The sequence below is a fragment of the Pseudoalteromonas sp. J2K-J599 genome (assembly GCF_059295115.2).
The window spans coordinates 3,592,685-3,611,463 of record NZ_CM200271.1; the positions used below are offsets into that span (position 1 = coordinate 3,592,685).

General features: G+C 38.7%; 14 protein-coding genes. 7 read left to right on the top strand and 7 right to left on the bottom strand.

What is annotated here, in order from left to right:
• The first annotated feature begins 56 nt into the window (after positions 1-56).
• Both AC5NT5_RS16270 and AC5NT5_RS16275 read left to right on the top strand, forming a co-directional pair.
• Positions 57-1,457: a M20/M25/M40 family metallo-hydrolase gene (locus tag AC5NT5_RS16270; RefSeq protein WP_182674440.1), complete on the top strand. Its 1,401-nt coding sequence runs from the start codon at positions 57-59 to the stop codon at positions 1,455-1,457.
• An 86-nt stretch (positions 1,458-1,543) separates the two neighbouring features.
• Positions 1,544-2,485, top strand: coding sequence for a tetratricopeptide repeat protein (locus AC5NT5_RS16275; protein WP_182672068.1), 942 nt, complete (start codon positions 1,544-1,546; stop codon positions 2,483-2,485).
• A gap of 33 nt (positions 2,486-2,518) precedes the next feature.
• Here the strand turns inward: AC5NT5_RS16275 and AC5NT5_RS16280 are convergent, their stop codons facing one another.
• Complete coding sequence (locus AC5NT5_RS16280; RefSeq protein ID WP_518528055.1) at positions 2,519-4,480, bottom strand: alpha/beta hydrolase family protein; 1,962 nt, start codon at positions 4,478-4,480, stop codon at positions 2,519-2,521.
• Between the two features lie 83 nt (positions 4,481-4,563).
• On the bottom strand, positions 4,564-5,469 hold the full coding sequence (locus AC5NT5_RS16285; protein WP_182672069.1) for a DUF808 domain-containing protein: 906 nt from the start codon (positions 5,467-5,469) through the stop codon (positions 4,564-4,566).
• Between the two features lie 145 nt (positions 5,470-5,614).
• Between AC5NT5_RS16285 and AC5NT5_RS16290 the strand changes: the two genes are divergently transcribed.
• The 5 genes from AC5NT5_RS16290 to AC5NT5_RS16310 all read left to right on the top strand — a co-directional run bounded on the left by AC5NT5_RS16290 (position 5,615) and on the right by AC5NT5_RS16310 (position 10,932).
• The gene (locus AC5NT5_RS16290) at positions 5,615-5,896 is read left to right on the top strand and encodes an MliC family protein (protein ID WP_024595167.1); all 282 of its coding nucleotides are present in this window, start codon (positions 5,615-5,617) and stop codon (positions 5,894-5,896) included.
• A gap of 66 nt (positions 5,897-5,962) precedes the next feature.
• Entirely contained in the window at positions 5,963-7,993 is a 2,031-nt protein-coding gene (locus tag AC5NT5_RS16295; RefSeq protein ID WP_494514245.1) for a methyl-accepting chemotaxis protein, read from the top strand.
• 71 nt (positions 7,994-8,064) lie between these two features.
• Positions 8,065-9,531, top strand: coding sequence for a 4-hydroxy-3-polyprenylbenzoate decarboxylase (gene ubiD, locus AC5NT5_RS16300; RefSeq protein WP_002960958.1), 1,467 nt, complete (start codon positions 8,065-8,067; stop codon positions 9,529-9,531).
• Between the two features lie 109 nt (positions 9,532-9,640).
• Positions 9,641-10,354, top strand: coding sequence for an NAD(P)H-flavin reductase (gene fre / locus AC5NT5_RS16305; protein ID WP_494514244.1), 714 nt, complete (start codon positions 9,641-9,643; stop codon positions 10,352-10,354).
• A 167-nt stretch (positions 10,355-10,521) separates the two neighbouring features.
• Positions 10,522-10,932, top strand: coding sequence for a CBS domain-containing protein (locus AC5NT5_RS16310; RefSeq protein ID WP_024594621.1), 411 nt, complete (start codon positions 10,522-10,524; stop codon positions 10,930-10,932).
• Positions 10,933-10,992: 60 nt separating this feature from the next.
• On the opposite strand, the gene add is transcribed toward AC5NT5_RS16310, so the two are convergent.
• The 5 genes from add to hemC form a co-directional block, all read right to left on the bottom strand.
• Positions 10,993-11,994 (bottom strand): adenosine deaminase, encoded by a 1,002-nt coding sequence (gene add, locus AC5NT5_RS16315; protein ID WP_494514243.1) that lies wholly within the window; start codon positions 11,992-11,994, stop codon positions 10,993-10,995.
• Positions 11,995-12,121: 127 nt separating this feature from the next.
• Complete coding sequence (locus AC5NT5_RS16320; protein WP_494514242.1) at positions 12,122-14,809, bottom strand: CHASE domain-containing protein; 2,688 nt, start codon at positions 14,807-14,809, stop codon at positions 12,122-12,124.
• Between the two features lie 51 nt (positions 14,810-14,860).
• Entirely contained in the window at positions 14,861-15,970 is a 1,110-nt protein-coding gene (locus AC5NT5_RS16325; protein ID WP_494514241.1) for a heme biosynthesis HemY N-terminal domain-containing protein, read from the bottom strand.
• A complete protein-coding gene (locus AC5NT5_RS16330; RefSeq protein WP_494514240.1) occupies positions 15,967-17,808 on the bottom strand; it encodes a uroporphyrinogen-III C-methyltransferase in 1,842 nt (613 codons plus the stop codon). The genes AC5NT5_RS16325 and AC5NT5_RS16330 overlap by 4 nt, the downstream gene beginning before the upstream one ends.
• The gene (gene hemC / locus AC5NT5_RS16335) at positions 17,809-18,747 is read right to left on the bottom strand and encodes a hydroxymethylbilane synthase (RefSeq protein WP_024594617.1); all 939 of its coding nucleotides are present in this window, start codon (positions 18,745-18,747) and stop codon (positions 17,809-17,811) included.
• Positions 18,748-18,779: the final 32 nt, after the last annotated feature.

The following is an 18,779-nucleotide window of genomic DNA, read 5'->3' on the forward strand; positions in this document are numbered from 1 at the left end:
TTTATCATGTTTGTTACATGTTCTAATAGCGCTAATTATTAAAAAGGCTTACCCAAATGAAAAAATTAATTACCGCACTTCTGCTTACTAGCAGTATGGCTGCAAACGCTAACAACGCCGAATTTACCCAAAAGCAATTACAACAAGTCAATGAAGTGCGCACCTCTGCTCTAAATAGTGATTTAAGCTATAAATTACTAGAGTCATTAACAACTGAGGTTGGCCCTCGCTTACCTGGTACTGAAAATGATAAAAAAGCAGTGGCATGGGCTAAAGCTAAATTTAATGAGCTTGGTTTTGATAAAGTATGGCTTGAAGAAGCGACTTTTCCTGAATGGCGCCGTTATAGCGAAAGCGGAAAAATACTAACACCAAGCGAGCAACCTCTACATTTAACTGCATTAGGTAACAGTATAAGCACGCCTAAAGATGGGATCACAGCACCAGTAGTCTTGTTCGAAACACTTGATGAGTTAATTGCAGCACCAGAAAATAGCCTAAAAGGTAAAATTGCGTATATTAATTACCGCATGAACCGCGATATAGACGGGAATGGTTACGGACCTGCTGTAAAAGCACGTGGCACAGGCGCTATAGAGGCGTCTAAAAAAGGCGCTGTTGCCTACATGATGCGCTCGGTAAGTACTGGTCATCATCGTTTTGCACACACTGGCGGTAGTTACTACAAAGAAGGTGTTACAAAAATACCTAATGTAACCATTGCTAACCCAGATGCCGATCAAATAGCACGACTCATTGCTTTAGATAAAGACGTTTCGGTAAATATTAATGTGCAAACCGAAAGCCTTGGTGAAGGCACTGGTTATAACGTTATTGGCCAATTTAATGGTACCGAAAACCCTGAGCAATATGTATTAATTGGCGGGCATTTAGATTCTTGGGACTTAGGGACTGGCGCATTAGATGACGGCGCAGGCGTTGCACTAACAATGGCAGCCGCTAAACATATTAGCGATGTAAAACGTCCTAAGCGCAGTATTCGTGTGGTACTTTTTGCAGCCGAAGAGCTAGGCCTTTGGGGTGCAAAAGCCTATTTTGCAAAGCATAAAAACGAGCTAAGCAATATTGTTGCAGCAGCTGAGTCTGATTTTGGCGCCGATGTTGTATATGCTTTTGAATCGAACGTAAGCGCAGAGTCACTTCCTGTAGTGCGTGCTATTGCAAAAGAACTTTCGCCGTTAAATATTGAGCATATTGGTAAAAACCAAGCGAATGGTGGCCCTGATCTAATTCCACTTAAAGCAGCAACCTCAGCACCTATTTTTGAACTTGCTCAAGATGGAACAGATTACTTTGATTACCATCATACAGCTGACGATACGCTTGATAAAGTAACACCTGCTAAGCTGCGTCAAAATACCGCTGCATACGCTGTATTTGCTCTAATGGCTGCTGATGCAAAAACAACAATTAAGCCTAAAGCTCAAAATAAGTAATAACTGACATACTTACTTACAGTTTGTGGCTTTAACTAACACGCTTCTTGTTTTACCTTTAGGTAATTAAACAAGGAGCGTGCTTTATGTTACTTTTCAACACGAGTGAATCATTTCCACATTTTGCACAAACAACACGCTGCCCTCATTGTCAAAGCGACGCCTACCATTTAGTAAATAAAAGCCGCTATTTACGGTTTAGTATTTTACCTATGCTTGCCTTAAAATTAAGTTATAAACGCGAGTGCTATCAATGCGGAAAAAGCGAACCTGTAAAAATAACGCAACTACCGTTAATAGAAAAACTAAGCCTACCTAAATACTTTATTGGTGTATTTTTATTACTTTGGATTGTTTTATTTTTTTATCAACAGCACCTTAATAGCGAGACTCAAAAGAAAAACTATTTAAATACGCCTAAAATATATGATACTTACTTAGTACACGCCGACAAATTTACACACGAGCCCTGGACCCTAACCAATTTAAAAATTGCTCAAGTTTTAAATTTTGACGAACAATTTATTACCTTTCAGATAAGCAACTACAGCTATAAACGTAATAATAGTATTACTTTGGCAATGCGTACTAGCCAGCTAATTCAAGACAATTACTTTTCCACTAAAACAATCACCCTCCCTCGTGATGAAGTAGCACGCCTTTACAACGACGAAGCTATTTACGACGTGCTGCGCCCCTATGCCAACATCCTTTATGGTGGGTTTGTGATGCATCCTCCCAAACCTAAGCCACTATATAAAGGCTTAAAGCTCGATAAAAACAATCAACAAGGCATTATTTACTTTAAAGATGGTTTGTTTGTTGAAGCATTTAATAGCTTTAAACAAGCTGCTGAAGCGGGCTCTCAATGGGGGCAATTAAATTTAGCGCAAATGTATCGTGATGGTCAGGGAATAGATCAGGATCAACAGCAGGCTATTTATTGGTACAAAAAGGCCATTGAGCAAAAAAATACTAAAGCACAATTTGAATTGGAATCTCTTTGTAAAATAGCTAGCTGTGAATAAAGCAGCAAGTATGTTACTTGCTGCTTTAATATTTTATAACTCTAAATGTTTATCTAAAAAATTAATTACTTGTTTGTAGTAAGCAGTTCTGTGTTCTTCTTTGTAAAAACCATGGCCCTCATCCTCCAATAACACGTACTTATAAGGATGGTTAGCTTTTTTCAATGCAGCAATTAATGATTCGGCTTGTTCAATAGGGGCTCGTGCATCTTCACCTGCGTGAACTATGAACACAGCTGCTTTAAGCTTATCTATATTATAGCTAGGTGAAAATGCCTTCAAAAGCGTTTCATCAGTGCCTAAAACGTTTTCAAGATAGTTTTGTCCTGTACTACGCCCTGAAATATCACCTTCTTCAAACATTAGAGGTAGGTCATAAATACCAACTGTTCCAATTGCACACTTAAACATGTCTGGTTCTAAAATGGCGCTCTGCAAAGCTGAATAAGCACCAAAGCTTGCTCCCATTATACAAATGTTGTTTTTGTTTACCGTTCCATTAGAAATTAAAAACTTAACACCATCAATAATATCAAACTGAATATCAGAACCCCACTTTTGGTAACCTGCTTCTTCGAAGTTTCGACCAAACCCACCTGAACCTCTAAAATTAACTCTTAGTACAGCCATTCCCCTACTTGCTAATAACTGTACCTCAGAATCATAACCCCAATAATCACGAGGGCCATGTGGACCGCCATGAGGCATTACAACTAGAGGTAAGTTTTTATCTTCAAGACCATTAGGAACAGTTAAATATCCATAAATAGTTAAACCATCCCGAGTTTTATATTGAATAGGTTTTGTCTTTGAAAGCTCATTTTCGTTCAGCCAGCCACGCGCTGAAAATAATATTCTTAGCTTATTTTGTACCCCATCGTATAAGTAATATTTACCAGGGTTGGTATCACTTGATGCGTAAATAACATTAATATCGCCATTAGAGGTGCTACTGACTAACTGCACTTGGTCGCCCTGTAATGCTTCTATCAAAGACTTTAAACGAACACTTTTATGAGAGTCTTTATCTATAAAAGCATAGTTTGGATAACCTAACTCACTTTCTATTGCAAATAATTCTTTTGAAGCTTCATCAACCCAAACTCTTTTTGGAGATACATATTGTTCTTGATGAACTAATTCAATTTCCTTAGTATTTAAATTTAGTTTATATAACCCTTCAGCCTCTCCACCAACAGAAGCAGTCATATAAATGTTGTCACCAGACTTATCAAAAGCTTTTAGTCTAATATCGCCATAACTAACCTCTCCTAAATTTAATTTCTCCCAGTCACCGCCATCTTTTGCCTTAGTATGTATTTTTGCATCTATATAATTATCTGTAGATACTGAAACTCTAACATTACCATCATGATCAGTTAAAAATTCAGCCATACGTGATGGAGACAAAGTAACTTGCTTCCTTTTGCCCGTATATACATCTACTTCATAGACAATAGTATGCGGTTCATTACTCGAGGTCCAAGGATAGGTAACTACTAACATTTTTCTTTTGTTAGTAACTAAGGGATCTAATACAAATGAAGTTCCGTATAAAGGAGTCTGCCTTTTAAGGCGTGTACCTGTTTGCATTTCACCATGGTAACCAATTAGATATTTACCTCTAGCTCCATTAGCATTTACGCCAAATATCTCACCATGATATTCAGGGTGGTCTTGCCACCCTTTTAAATACTCTTTAGTAACAACAACTCGTTCATTATTAACCCAATGATAATCACCAACTTGAGCATTTCCTTCAAAGGCAACTGCATGAAGCATTTTAAAGTTTTCAGTATCAAAAATAACAAGCGCATTTTTACCTGCAACTTTATTTATAACCGCTAAATACTCGCCGCCTGGAGAAATAGTAGCGTGATTAAACTCTTTATTTTTACTGAAGTACTCCACGGGGATTTGGGGCTGCTTTGAGAAGCTAAAAAAGCTTACAAATAACAGAAGTACTAACAAGTTACATCTTAAAAGAAAATTCATCATAATTCCCTGTATTAACAACAAGAAGTCATAATATATAAAGTCTTATAAAATGTAACGAAAATGATAACCAAATGTGTCTGCTATTTTTTAATTAACTTTGTATAACCTACATGTATAAGCACAACAACTAAGCCAGCAATCACGCCTAGCAAACCATCAAACAATAGAGGAGCCAATACCTCTCCTGTACCGCCAGCAACAGATTGGGCATAGTTTGTTACATCGACTTGAGTATGATGCAGTAACTCAACACCATGTACTAAAATCCCGCCACCTACTAAAAACATCGCGATGGTGCCCGCAAATGCTAAAAACTGCATCAACCTAGGCGCTGCTGCGAGTAAGCCTTTCCCAAGTAATTCTTTAAATTGATTAGCTGACACTTTAGATTGGTTGAGTAAATAAAGTCCGGCATCATCCAGTTTTACAATACCTGCCACTAAGCCATAAACACCAATAGTCATTATAATTGCGATAACACAAAGCACTAAAGCTTGATTAAGCAATGTAGCACCTGCCACAGTACCTAAAGTAATCACAATAATTTCGGCAGAAAGAATAAAGTCGGTTCTTATTGCCCCTTTTATTTTTTGTTTTTCGTACTCAACTAAATCTAACTTTTCATCTTCGTCTACCGCTTCACTGTTATGAGGCAAAAACTTAGCAAATACTTTTTCAGCTCCCTCAAAACATAAAAACAAACCACCCATCATTAAAAGCGGTGTTATTAACCAAGGCAGCCATACGCTTATTAATAAAGCAGCGGGTACGAGTATCGCTTTATTTAAAAATGAGCCCTTTGCCACAGCCCAAACAACCGGTAATTCACGCTCTGCTGCTACACCTGTAACCTGCTGTGCATTGAGCGCTAAGTCATCGCCTAATACACCTGCTGTTTTTTTTGTTGCTACCTTACTCATTGTCGCAATGTCATCAAGTAAAGTGGTTATATCATCTAATAACGTTAAAAGGTTAGTGCCTGCCATAAAGCTTCCGAGCTCAAAAAATATTGCTATAAACATAACTTAAAGCGCTACTTTCACCAACGGTTAATTTTGCTTTGTTATTCTTACATTAGATTAAAATTTTGCCCTGTGTTTTAACTAACGTTTAAAGAAGATGGGAGGAAAAATGAAAGTATATTTAGCATTAATCGCTATTTTACTAAGCTTAACCGCATGTAGTGATTTAAAAACCAGTACTGCTTACCAATGCGATGATGAGAGCGTAAAACTCAATATTATTAATAATTCTGAAGCCGAACTTATCTTTAACAATAAAGTGCATGTACTTAATCACGAAAAAAGTGCATCTGGGAATAAATATATAAGTGAAGAGGTACTGTTTTGGGGTAAGGGTAATGAAGCCATGTTAATCATTGCAGGTAAAAAAAGACAGTGCACCAAGGTTTAACATAAAAACAACCAATAAATTACAATAATGCTACAATAATTAAAGACCCATTATTGTGATGAAGTTATGCGTTCAATTGCGATCAAACATAAAATAATTTTAGCCTTTACAGCCATTGGCATATTGGTGCTAACAAGTAGTGTATTTTTTTATTGGTCATTAAACAAAATTAGCGTTAACAATACCCGAACCGAAAAATTAGCGGTTCCGGTACAACAGTTCAGCAAAGATTTAAGGCTATCATTACTGTCTATTACCAAATTTAACGCCTTAGCTTACAGCCAAGCAAACCTTGATTTACTTCAACAAAATAAAAAACAGGCGCAAGTTGAGCAACTACAATTTAGCGATATGCTCAATTCGTTAAGCGCTCAGCTAAATCAACAAATAACCATGCAAAATTTACTCACCAGTACCAACGCAGGCTTCGAGCAACTGACTGAAGTAAGTGTCGCAATGTTTAGCGCTAAAGAGCGTAAGTTTGTAGCGCAAAATTCCACCATAGAATTATCAGCAACGTTTAACGAGCAACTTTACAATTTAAGTTCTAACTTACTTGATATAGAACTTTTAGAAGTGCCTATAAAACAGCAGGCGTTACTTAATGCTATGTTTGGAACAGCGACCCGTATAGACGATTTATTGTTTAACTTAAGCAATAATATAAAAAGCATTACTCAAACTGCAAGTATCAATGATTTAAATAGTCATCAGCAAGATACTCTATTTCTACTAGATAACATCCAACCTAATTTCACCTATTTAGAGCAACAAGCGCTACCTTTTAATAATGCGTTTAATGCTAAAAATTTAACGGCTAAGTTTAATCAATTAAGAGAATTGCTTAACAACGATACAGGAATTTATGCCCAACAAAATAAAGTACTCAAAAGTGCTATTGCTGCGGCTCAAAATTTTGAACACTTTCAACAGCAATTTATAACAACAGAAGGTCAGCTTATTGAACTAAATAAATTGGCTGATGAGCGCTTTAATGCCTTACAAACTAATGCAAAGGCCGCCATAAATACAGGGATTAGTTCTGTAGTAATTATTACGATTGTTTTAATTATATTGATTATCGCTATCTCTATTTTTACAACTCGCGCAATGCTAAAACCGCTTAAAAAAGTAAACCGCGACTTAGCCCGAATCGCCTCAGGTGATTTATCAAAGCGAAGCCACCCACGTAGTAAGGATGAATTTGGTACTTTGCTAAATAACATAAATAAACTCAGTGAAGACCTGACTAACCTAATTGGTGCAATTAGTAGTGACGCCCACGAGCTAGACCGCAGCGCTATTAAAACCAGTGAAAAAGGTCAGCAAATGACGGTTGTTGCACAACAGCAGTTAGAGCGAAGCGCGCAGGCAACATCGCTTGCACAAAATATGCTAATCAACTCACAAGCGGTTTATGAACAAGCAGATAAAACATCAAGTGAAATAACAAACGCATCGCAATTTGCAAATGATGTAAACGAGATTGCTAATCAAAATAGTCTAAGTATAGAAACTTTATTGCAGCGTCTTGATAAAGCAGTAGGCAGCACAGAAGAACTCGCACAGTACACCCAGCTTATTGAAGCCATTGTTGAAACAATTAGTAGCATTGCCGAGCAGACTAACTTACTTGCACTTAATGCTGCAATTGAAGCAGCGCGAGCGGGTGAAAACGGACGCGGGTTTGCTGTAGTTGCTGATGAGGTTCGATCATTAGCTGCACGAACACAAACCTCGACTAGCGAAATAAACACCATGATCCAAACATTGCAACAACACACTAAAACAACTCAAGAACACATTACTGATGGCCAACACCAAGCCAAGCAATGTGTTAAAAACAGCACTGAACTAAATAAAGCCGTAGAGCGTATTAAAAGCACATTGTTGTCTGTTAATCAGATGAGTGAGCAAATTGCTCATGCATCACATGAGCAATTGACTAACAGTGGCGACATTCAACAAATAATGGCAAAGGTGACAGAGCAAGCAACCTTGAATGCCCAAAACGCGACAACCCTAGCAAGCGAAAGTGAAGACGTAAACCAACTTGCACACTCTTTAACGAGTGCCGTAGAGCGCTTTAAGTTTTAAGTGCAAGTAATGACTTGCCTTGCATGAAATGGGTATAATACTTTAACTCTTTTGCTTAATAGCGGCCCACAATGAAATATAAAGATCTACGTGATTTTATCGATTTGCTTGAAAAAAAAGGCGAACTTAAACGTATCACCCAAGAAATCGACCCGTATCTTGAAATGACCGAAATATCTGATCGCACATTGCGTGCAAAAGGCCCTGCGTTATTATTTGAAAACCCAAAAGGCTACGATATGCCGGTGCTTACCAACTTATTTGGTACACCAAAACGCGTAGCAATGGGCATGGGCCAAACAGATGTTAGCGAGCTTCGCGAAGTGGGCAAGCTACTCGCTTTTTTAAAAGAACCTGATCCACCAAAGGGTATTAAAGAAGCTCTAGGCGCTATACCTATTTTTAAGCAAGTGCTTAATATGCCTGCAAAAGAAGTTAAAAAAGCGCCTTGCCAACAAGTAGTTTTAGAAGGTGATGATGTAGATTTAACTAAATTACCTATTCAACATTGCTGGCCAGGTGATGCAGCACCATTAATTACTTGGGGCCTTACAGTTACCAAAGGGCCTTATAAAAAGCGCCAAAATTTAGGTATTTATCGCCAACAATTATTAGGCAAAAATAAAATAATTATGCGCTGGTTGTCACATCGTGGTGGCGCGCTTGATTTTCAAGAATGGTGCAAAGAAAACCCAGGGCAACCCTACCCTGTATCGGTAGCATTAGGTGCCGATCCTGCCACTATATTAGGTGCCGTAACGCCTGTACCTGACACTCTAAGCGAATATGCATTCGCTGGCTTATTACGTGGCAGCAGAACCGAAGTTGTAAAATCTATTTCAAATGACCTACAAGTCCCTGCCAGTGCAGAAATAGTACTTGAAGGTTACATAATGCCTGGTGAAATGGCGCCAGAAGGCCCTTATGGTGACCATACCGGTTACTATAATGAAGTCGATGACTTTCCAGTAATGACGGTTACTCACTTAACGCATCGTAAAGATCCTATTTATCACAGCACATTTACTGGCCGTCCGCCTGATGAGCCTGCTATTTTAGGTGTGGCACTTAATGAAGTGTTTGTGCCGATACTACAAAAGCAATTCCCTGAAATTGTCGACTTTTACCTTCCGCCTGAAGGGTGCTCATATCGTATGGCGATTGTAACAATGAAAAAACAATATCCAGGCCATGCTAAGCGCGTGATGATGGGTGTTTGGTCGTTCTTACGTCAATTTATGTACACCAAATTTGTAATCGTCTGCGATGACGATGTTAACGCCCGCGATTGGGAAGATGTTATTTGGGCTATAACAACCCGAATGGATCCAGCGCGTGATACAACATTAATAGAGAACACACCTATTGATTATCTCGATTTTGCATCGCCAGTCTCAGGTCTTGGTTCAAAAATGGGAATGGATGCTACCAATAAATGGCCTGGCGAAACCACCCGCGAATGGGGCGAGCCTATTGTTATGGATAAAGACACCAAAGACCGCGTAGATGATATTTGGGAAAGCCTTAATATTGTTTAAGTGTTTATATGTAAGTACATATCAGGCTATAAAATAACCCTGCAGATATGCTAGAATCTAGCTATTCGATTGCGTATCTGCTGTTACAAGCGCTGCTAAAAGGTAAAAAATGCAAACATTAAAAGCTGAAGTTGTAGCTATCAGCCCACTTACAGAATTTGTTCATAAAGTAATTTTAAAGCCACAACAACCTGTGACCTTTGAAGCTGGCCAATACATGCAACTCGTATTAGGCGAAAAAGACAAACGTGCTTTTTCTATAGCTAGTCGCCCTTCACAGTGCGATGCAATAGAACTGCATATTGGCGCCTCAGGTGCCGATTCGTATGCAATGCAATCGTTAGAGCATTTACGAAACGCCCATACCACAGGGCAGTTAGTAGACATTGAAGCTGGCTTGGGTATTTCACAGTTGCGCCTGCAATGTGAGCGCCCTATTATTTTACTCGCCGGTGGTACTGGTTTTTCATACGCAAAATCAATGGCTGATCATTTAGCTGAAATAAAATGCGACCGTCCTGTGTTGTTTTACTGGGGCGTAAAAGAAGAATCTGCTTTATACGCACACACAGAAATGCAAGCATGGGCAGATAGCAATGAGAACTTTAAGTTTATTCCTGTAGTAGAAAATCCATCTGCTAATTGGCAAGGACACACTGGCTATGTACACAAAGCAGTAATGCAAGATATTGTGTCACTAGAACCATACGATATTTATATGGCAGGTCGTTTTGACATGATAGGTATTGTCCGTGATGACTTTATTACTCATGGTGCAATACGTGAAAACATGTACGCAGATGCATTCGCATTTATCAAATAATTGAAATTTACTTTCAGTTATAAATAAAGGCACCTAATCGGTGCCTTTATCTTTATAACAACAAATATTTAATAGTTAAAACCTATCACCCCCATCAATATAAACAATTTCCTAAATCCCTATCTATAAACCATACTTTGTATAGAACATCAGCGGGAGAGACCCAAATGCTAAATACAAAAGTAAAAGATTTTATGCAACGCAAGTTGCCAAATATCACACCAGATACAGAAATGACGACAGCCATAGCAGAACTACAAAAATTTAAACTACTTGGCGCGCCAGTATTTGATAAAGATAAATGCTTAGTTGGATTTATATCAGAGCAAGAGCTGTTAAAACCACTTACTCAAAGCAGTTATTTTTGTGATGGGATGGTTAAAGTATCGCAGCTTATGCAAACAGAGGTAGTAACCGTTAGCGGCGATACCAACATTATCGAGCTTGCACAGCAGATGCAGCCTGGTAAACCAAAAAACTATCCTGTTGTAGAGGGTGTTAAAGTAATCGGCATGATCAGCCGAGCAGACGTACTAAAAGCGCTTTACGATAATTACATAAGCTGCCAAACACACTAAATATCAGTTATAGATACAAAAATGCCGCTTATATAAAGCGGCATTTTTAAAGCTCTTAAACTAACGTGCGCTAACGAGTGCTAAAAGTTCTTTTTTATCGCCATCGCTTAAAAATGCTATTTCTAACGCATTTTTTTGGGCTTTTTCCATATCAGCTTGAGATAAGCCTGCTTTAGGTGCAGCAACGGTATATTCATACTCAATTTCAATACCTTCAACCGCAGGATCATCAGTATTAATACACGCTAAAATACCATGATCTAAAAACTGTTTAAGTGGGTGATTAGTTAAATCGTTTACTGTACTGGTTTGAATATTACTTGTTAAGCATGACTCAATACCAATACGGTTATCGCGTAAATAATCCATTAGTTTTGGATCTTCAATTGCTTTAACGCCATGCCCTATTCTGCTCGCACCCAACTCATTAATTGCTTGCCAAATACTTGGAGCGCCAAGTGCTTCTCCAGCATGAATAGTCGAAGCTAAATACGCATTTCGTACTTGTTTAAAGTGCTCTACAAACAACTCACCCGGGAAGCCAATTTCGTCACCGGCTAAATCAACAGCGACTAAATCATTTTTAAATGCGAGTAATGCATCAAGCTCTTTTTGACACGTTTTTACGCCATAAGTACGCGATAAAATACCAATCAAGTTAGCTTTTATATTTGCGCCCTTTGTTGCTGATTTAATACCATCAACAACTGCCTCTACAACGCCTTCTGGGTGTAAACCTTGGCTTTGTGCCATGTAGTAAGGGCTAAATCGAAGCTCCACATAATCAAGACCTTGTGCTTGTGCATCTTCAATGTTTTCAATTGCGATACGTCTACACGCATCGTAGTCGCCAAGCACAGTAACTCCCCAATCTAACTTTTGTAAAAAAGCCATGAGGTTTGGTTCAGGATCAATAACTTGAACATGAGGGATTAATGCTTCAACGTTATCTGCAGGTAGCTCTATATTAAACTGTCGACCAAGTTCTAATATGGTTTGCGCACGTACATTACCGTCTAAATGGCGGTGAATATCTAGCAAAGGTAATTTTCTATTGATCATAATAGCAACCCAGTTTAGTTAAATTTGCGCGCATGATACGCAGATACAGTTATTTTTCAAGTCTATATGATTTGCGGTAAGTTTTAGCGGTCATATGTCTGCTTTTTGTGCAAAAAAATGATACAGCTTATTTTCCTGATAAGTGATGCCAAAGAGTTTTAAAAAGCGTATTTGCATCAATAGGTTTGGTAATATAGCCATTCATTCCACAGGCTAGTGCCTTTTTAACGTCCTCGTCATGGGCGTTCGCCGATAGCCCTATTATGGGTAAATCAATTAACTCTAAATCACGACGAATTACTTTTGTTGCTTTGAGTCCATCCATTTTTGGCATTTGAATATCCATAAGAACAATGTCGTAGCTATTTTCGGCTAGCTTTTCTATGGCCTCAAAACCATCGTTAGCAATGTCGGCAATACAGCCTTTCGTTTTTAAAATAGCATTAGCAACATGCTGATTAAGTGGATTATCTTCTACTAAAAGTAATTTATAGCCTGTAAATGATAATGTACTTACGTCTATTTCGTTGTATTGCTGCTGAATTTGCTCTGCCTTTGGTAAAGGCGATATTAGCGGCAAACTAAATGTAAATGTAGAGCCTTTACCTTCATAACTAACTAAATCAATTGCACCACCCATTAACTCAACCAGTTTTTTGCAAATACTTAATCCTAAGCCTGTACCACCATATTGGCGTGAGGTTGAGCTATCAGCTTGTGCAAACGGTTTAAACAATTGTTTTTGTGCTTCGCTACTAATACCAATACCCGTATCGTTAATACTAAAATAAGTCATTTTTTTCGATTGCCAAATTTTCAGAGTGATTTCACCTTCCCCTGTAAATTTAACCGCATTATTGAGCAGGTTCAGCAGCACTTGTTTTAAGCGGATTGGATCGGTATTAATGACCAAATTTGATGTTTTATCAAAATCGAGACTTAACTTTATCGATTTAATATCAGCCTCAAATTGAAGTAAATTAAGCATTTCATCAGCTAAACTCGCTACATTAATAGGCTCTTGCATTAAGTCTAGCTTGCCTGCTTCCATTTTTGAAAAGTCGAGCACATCGTTTAATACCCTCAGTAAAACACCAAGTGCCCCATCTGCTTGCTCTATGTAACTTCTAGCTTGTTGCCAATCGTTTTGCTGGAGCGCTAAATAATGCAGCCCTTTTATACCGTTAATAGGGGTGCGGACTTCGTGGCTCATGTTTGCTAAAAACTGCCCCTTTATATGACTCGCTTCATCTGCCTTTTGTTTTTCTTTGCGTAGTGTATGCGTTTGCTTGGCCACTTGTTCGCGAATTTGTATGTTTGTACCAGTAACTGAAATCAAAAATGTAATCAGTAACCACACAAACAACATACCTACTATTTGTGCAAGCCAATACATTAACCAAGATGTTCTAACTATTGGTTCATATAACTCGACCTGCCACATGCGTTTGCCAATCAACAATTGATATTCTTTAAACAGCGTTTGCGAGTTATCGGTATCGGCAATATAAATTGCCTGCTTTTTCCCTGCTATCGTTGTATCAAAAAAGCTAGCTGAAATTGAGTTATTGTGATCAAATAATAATGTTTGCGATAAGCGTTTCAGACTGACAATCGCTGCCACAAAGCCTTGAAAATCATCTTCGGTAGAGGACTGTCTAAAAACAGGATATAAAAAAAGCACACCGTGTTCGGCTGTATTTTGGACCAAGTTAATTGGCTCACTTAGTGCAAGTTCATTAAGCTCTTTCGCTTTGCTAAGCGCTGCACCTCTTACTTTACTAGAAGCTAAATCAAACCCTAAAACATCTTCATTACCTTTTAAGGGATATACGTACTTTACTGGAAAGTAATTACTACGCGTACCTGCTGGTTGCCAAGCTCCATCTAGTGACTTTTCTTTTATGTATAGAGGTTTGCCTGTGGCTGGATTTTCATGTATTTCAAAATCTGCGAGTTTATTTGCTGGTATATAAGGTATCCATTCGAAAGCTAGAATTTCTTGGCTGTAGTCCAACTGCTTTGAAGTAAATTGTTTAAACTCTTTAAAATTAACGTCACTACTACTAGCAAAATATGTAGCTAATAAGCCTAAATGAGCAGTAATACCATCAAGCTTTTGGCTTATAGCATTTTGCACAGTAAGTATTTTGGCTTCTTGCTTTTGAATATCTTTTTCTTTTTTAACACTAGCAGCGCCATAAAAACTAACGCTGATCAGTATGTAAATTAATAGCGAGGGTAAAATTACCAACATACGGTGGCGTACTTGTGTGTAATTAAAAGCGGCGAGTACTAAAGGTGTAAATATAAGCACGCCAATACTGTCGCCAATCCACCATGCTATAAAGTTATCAAAAATAGCATTGGTCGGAATCACATTATTCAATGCTAATAAACTTGTTCCTACACCTGCAGCAATAACACAACATATTGGCCCCGCTACTATTAAGCTTTGAACACTGTGTTTTAAAGAAGATAAATCCAACGGCGCTTTTATAACATTCACTATAATTTGTCGGCCAATCCAAGCCTGTAAAACAGAGGCTAAAGTAATGCCTATAGCTTGTAAAAGCACAATAAAATGAAAAATATCTACGGTGCGTTCAAGATGAATTAAGTTAGTACAAAAAGCCCCAATAATAAGGCCAATAAATGACTTACGTCCCCAAATTAAAAAGCTCGCTAAAGCAATTCCTGAGGGCGGCCAGGAGGCGACCGCATAGCCATCTACAGAAAGAAGTGAGTTGCTAAAGTATCCTGTAAAGAAGTAAGCACAAGCCAAGCTAAGGGTTAATATTAAAAACTTTCTCAAAGCTTGTGCTCCTGAACTACAAAAAATGCTAAGTAGTTATAGTGTAGTCATTTATTGATATAAAACGAGCGCCTTTTCTGCCTGTGCACTATTTTTATAACTCAACACAGCTTGTTCAGAGAACTGTTTTTTATTTTCACTATTCAGTGCTTTATCAAATATTCTAGCTGCTAAGTCATAATCACCCTTAGCATTAGCAAGGCAAGCTAGCGCAAGTAATAGTGAATTATTTGAATCATCCTTCTTAAGCCGTTCTTGAATGCTTATTTGCAACTTAGCTGCATCGGCTGCTGTTGCTTTACTTAATATATTTGCAAGCTCTAAGTGTTGCTCACTATGCTTAACCATCTTAATTAAGTCACTTTCAATAACAGCCAATTGACCTGCTTGCGCCATTTGCATTAAATATGCGGTGTGGGCATGAGCTTGCAGCTTTTTAGGCAGCTGTTTATATTTTTCACTCAGCTTGTCTGCATCTAACGCACTAAAATAAGCACTAAATAACTGCGTCCACTGTGCATCAGTAAGTGCTTTTTTGCGCAGTAAACGCGGCAAAAAGTCTTCCAGCGCACCAAAGTGTTGCTGCTGTACTAATACTTCTGCATAAAGTTTTAACTCAAGTGCGGTGGCTTTTTTAGCTTCTGCGCTAATACGCATTTGTGATTCAATCGCGCTACTATCACCACTTGCCAACCATAGCTTTGCTACTTTTAATTGATGCTCTGGGCTTATTTCAAATAAACGCTCAAGTGCTTTATCTGTTTGATTATTAGCAAGCGCTGCTTTTGCAAGTAATGCTAAGCGAATATCCTCAAACTTATCTGGTACACTATTACCCGATAAAGCCTGTTCTACGTGCTCGTAATCATCATTAATAGCACTCCAAAGAGCCTGCTCAATAGCTGCTTGTTTGCGCTCTTGGCTACGTGCAAAAAAGCCATGCTTAGTATTATGATAAATCGATAATAAATAACGAATTAACTTATATGTTAAATATAAAACAACAGCGGTAATGACTGCCATTATACAAAACGATACTATCGTGCCTTCTATCGTCGTATTGTTAAATGAAATAAGTACATAACCTTTTTCACCTAGAACGAATGGAGTAACCGCTAGTACAACAACAATAGCTACAATTAAAATAATTAGCCCTATCATTGCGCCCACTCCTTAACCTTTTGTGTACTGTTTAAGGTTACTTTTGGATTAAAGTTAAGCTGCTCTTTTTCAAGTTTAGACAACGCTTTAAGTACCGTTTTAGTTGTATCATCGTCTTGCTTAAAGTACTCACCAACTAAACGTTTTGCTTCACTTAAGGCGCTAAAGAAAATACTCGCCTGCTTACTCATAAGTGCATCTTGTGCCTGAGTTATATTAAGCTTGATTCGTTGATTTATTAAATGACGCTCTTGGTCCGTAAGTAATGGCTCAATGGAAACACCCTCGTGCTGACGAATAGTAATAAAGCTATCCACAATTTTATTCCAGCTATTACTCAAGTTTTGCTGCCAATCACTCACGTCACCACTTAAAGCATTTTCATCTATTGCAGCTGCTTCTTCTGGTAAATTAACTGCATTAAAAACTAAGTCGTCAATACTGCTTAGTACACTGTTTAGCTGTAAATAAATAGCCTCTGTTGCAACAGGTTTAAGGCTATCAAGTGTTTGTATATCCTGCATAATCGCTTGGCGAACTTCAACTGTTCCTGGGTGCTCACTAAGCAATCCATCTAAGCGCTTTAAAACAGCACTAGTGCCTTGGTAGTCTTTTTCAGCCCATAGTTTAAACTCAGCCATACGCTGTAAGCTGGTTACTTCTTGCGGGTTTAACGATGAGCCTTGTTGCTGCGCCTTTTGCAAAGCCGCTTTTAGTTCTTGCTGATTTTGAACTGCACTTTCATTTAGGGCTGCGGCAACTTTTTCTTCACTATTAAACAGCGCTTGTTGCAAATTAGATTGCGCCGATTTAAGTGCTTGCAGCTCCTGGGTGAGTAACTTATTTTGCTCGCTTAACTCATTAACGGCTAGGTTTTGCGCCTTACCAGCATTTAATTTTTGATAAAACTCGTATCCAACACCAGAGGCCACAATTAACGAAACAAGAAGCGCAAGTACTGCAACCTTACTTATTTTTTGTTTACTTTTGTCTGCCGTATTTTTTGTAGCTGTAGGCTCTTGCTTAGTTGATTTAGCAGAGGTCGTGTTAGCTATTGTTGGTGTGGCTTTTTCTGCCGTTACTGGCTTTGACTGTTCGCTCATGTTGCTACCTTGCTGATTTATGCAGGTAAACATAGCATTATCGCTAGCCCCTGCTGCAATGTGTATATTAGCCGAACTTACCTGTTGCAGCTTTAAATAAGCGGCTATACGCTCGCTAGCAACATAAAATCGGCACTGTTGTAACCATTGTAGTTGGTGTGCAGTAAGGCTTTTAAATATAGCATCAACTGCTGCATTACTTGTTATGACTATACCGTGTACATTCTGGTTTTTCCAGTGGTCTGTCCAGTTAGAGGTGATACTCTCTGTCGGTTCACGTTTGTACACAACACAATTATTTAAAAAAGCACCGCGCTCTTTGAGCGTTTTAGCTAACTCAGGGCGGCCACCTTGGCCCTTAACTAATACTATATTACAGCCATCCACCTCGGCGAGTGATTTAAGCGCAAGTAACCCTTCTGAATCATACTGCTTTGGTACTGCTGCGCGCACACCAAATTGCTCATATATAACATCGGCTGTTTGTTGTCCAACCGCATAAAATTGCGCTTTGGTATTTATATCTGGTTTTAATTGCGAAAGTGCACTGACTGCATCTTGCGATATAAATATTATTTTATCTGCATTTAATAGTGGACTAAGCTCAGTGCTGGAGGGTGTTAAATGCGTTATTTTTAATACCGGAAATAAAGACGCCTGATAACCCGCTTGCTCAAGTTGCTGTGCAAGGGCTGCGCCTTTTCCTTCGGGCCGAGTTATCAGAATATGTGTCATTTATGCGTCTCTATAAACTTCAGCTAATATTTTGTCTGCACCTTGAGCTAGTAATTTTTTAGCAAGCTCAATACCTAGTTTTTCTGCGTCATTTACATGGCCTGTTACTTCGTCGCGTAAAATTTCGCTGCCATCAACAGCACCAACTAAACCACGTAAATGCACTTGTTCGCCATCAACCAATGCATAAGCACCAATAGGAACTTGGCAACCACCTTCTAAATAGCGATTCATCGAACGCTCTGCGTTTACGCGAATACGTGTTTGTGTATGCTCAAGTGGTGCAAGTAATGCTTTGGTTACTTCATCATCAATACGACATTCAATACCTACAGCGCCTTGACCATTTGCTGGTAATGACACTTCTGGCTCAATGTAGTCAGCAATACGCGACTCCATTTCTAAACGAATAAGCCCTGCAGCCGCTAAAATAATAGCATCATATTGGCCGTCATCTAATTTACCTAAACGTGTATTTACATTGCCGCGTAAATCACGAATATCTAAATCAGGGCGAAGTGCCTTAATTTGGCACTGGCGGCGCAGGCTCGAAGTACCAACAATAGCGCCTTGTGGTAGCTCACTTAAATTTGCAAAATTGTTTGATACAAACGCATCGCGTGGATCCTCACGCTCACAAATAGTATGCAGTGCTAGCCCTTGAGGAAACTCTACTGGCACATCTTTCATAGAATGTACGGCAATGTCAGCTCGGCCATCTAGCATGGCTTGCTCTAGCTCTTTAACAAATAAGCCTTTACCGCCAATTTTGGCCAATGGCGTATCTAAAATAATATCCCCTTGTGTCGACATTGGGACTAATTCTACGCGCACATCTGCATGAAAACGCTCAAGCTCTGCTTTTACAAATTCGGCCTGCCAAAGTGCTAGAGCGCTTTTGCGCGTTGCGATGCGTACTAATTTTGTTTTTTCTGTCATAGGGGTATCCAATTAATTACTGCATTTAGCCA

What these genes read in the sequence shown, in the direction of transcription:
- AC5NT5_RS16290 (WP_024595167.1), top strand. Translation starts at nt 5,615, where the DNA reads ATGAAAGTATATTTAGCATTAATCGCTATTTTACTAAGCTTAACCGCA.
- AC5NT5_RS16295 (WP_494514245.1), top strand. Translation starts at nt 5,963, where the DNA reads ATGCGTTCAATTGCGATCAAACATAAAATAATTTTAGCCTTTACAGCC.
- AC5NT5_RS16310 (WP_024594621.1), top strand. Translation starts at nt 10,522, where the DNA reads ATGCTAAATACAAAAGTAAAAGATTTTATGCAACGCAAGTTGCCAAAT.
- AC5NT5_RS16330 (WP_494514240.1), bottom strand. Translation starts at nt 17,808, where the DNA reads ATGACACATATTCTGATAACTCGGCCCGAAGGAAAAGGCGCAGCCCTT.
- AC5NT5_RS16280 (WP_518528055.1), bottom strand. Translation starts at nt 4,480, where the DNA reads ATGAATTTTCTTTTAAGATGTAACTTGTTAGTACTTCTGTTATTTGTA.
- ubiD (WP_002960958.1), top strand. Translation starts at nt 8,065, where the DNA reads ATGAAATATAAAGATCTACGTGATTTTATCGATTTGCTTGAAAAAAAA.
- AC5NT5_RS16275 (WP_182672068.1), top strand. Translation starts at nt 1,544, where the DNA reads ATGTTACTTTTCAACACGAGTGAATCATTTCCACATTTTGCACAAACA.
- hemC (WP_024594617.1), bottom strand. Translation starts at nt 18,747, where the DNA reads ATGACAGAAAAAACAAAATTAGTACGCATCGCAACGCGCAAAAGCGCT.
- AC5NT5_RS16285 (WP_182672069.1), bottom strand. Translation starts at nt 5,469, where the DNA reads ATGGCAGGCACTAACCTTTTAACGTTATTAGATGATATAACCACTTTA.
- AC5NT5_RS16325 (WP_494514241.1), bottom strand. Translation starts at nt 15,970, where the DNA reads ATGATAGGGCTAATTATTTTAATTGTAGCTATTGTTGTTGTACTAGCG.
- AC5NT5_RS16270 (WP_182674440.1), top strand. Translation starts at nt 57, where the DNA reads ATGAAAAAATTAATTACCGCACTTCTGCTTACTAGCAGTATGGCTGCA.
- fre (WP_494514244.1), top strand. Translation starts at nt 9,641, where the DNA reads ATGCAAACATTAAAAGCTGAAGTTGTAGCTATCAGCCCACTTACAGAA.
- add (WP_494514243.1), bottom strand. Translation starts at nt 11,994, where the DNA reads ATGATCAATAGAAAATTACCTTTGCTAGATATTCACCGCCATTTAGAC.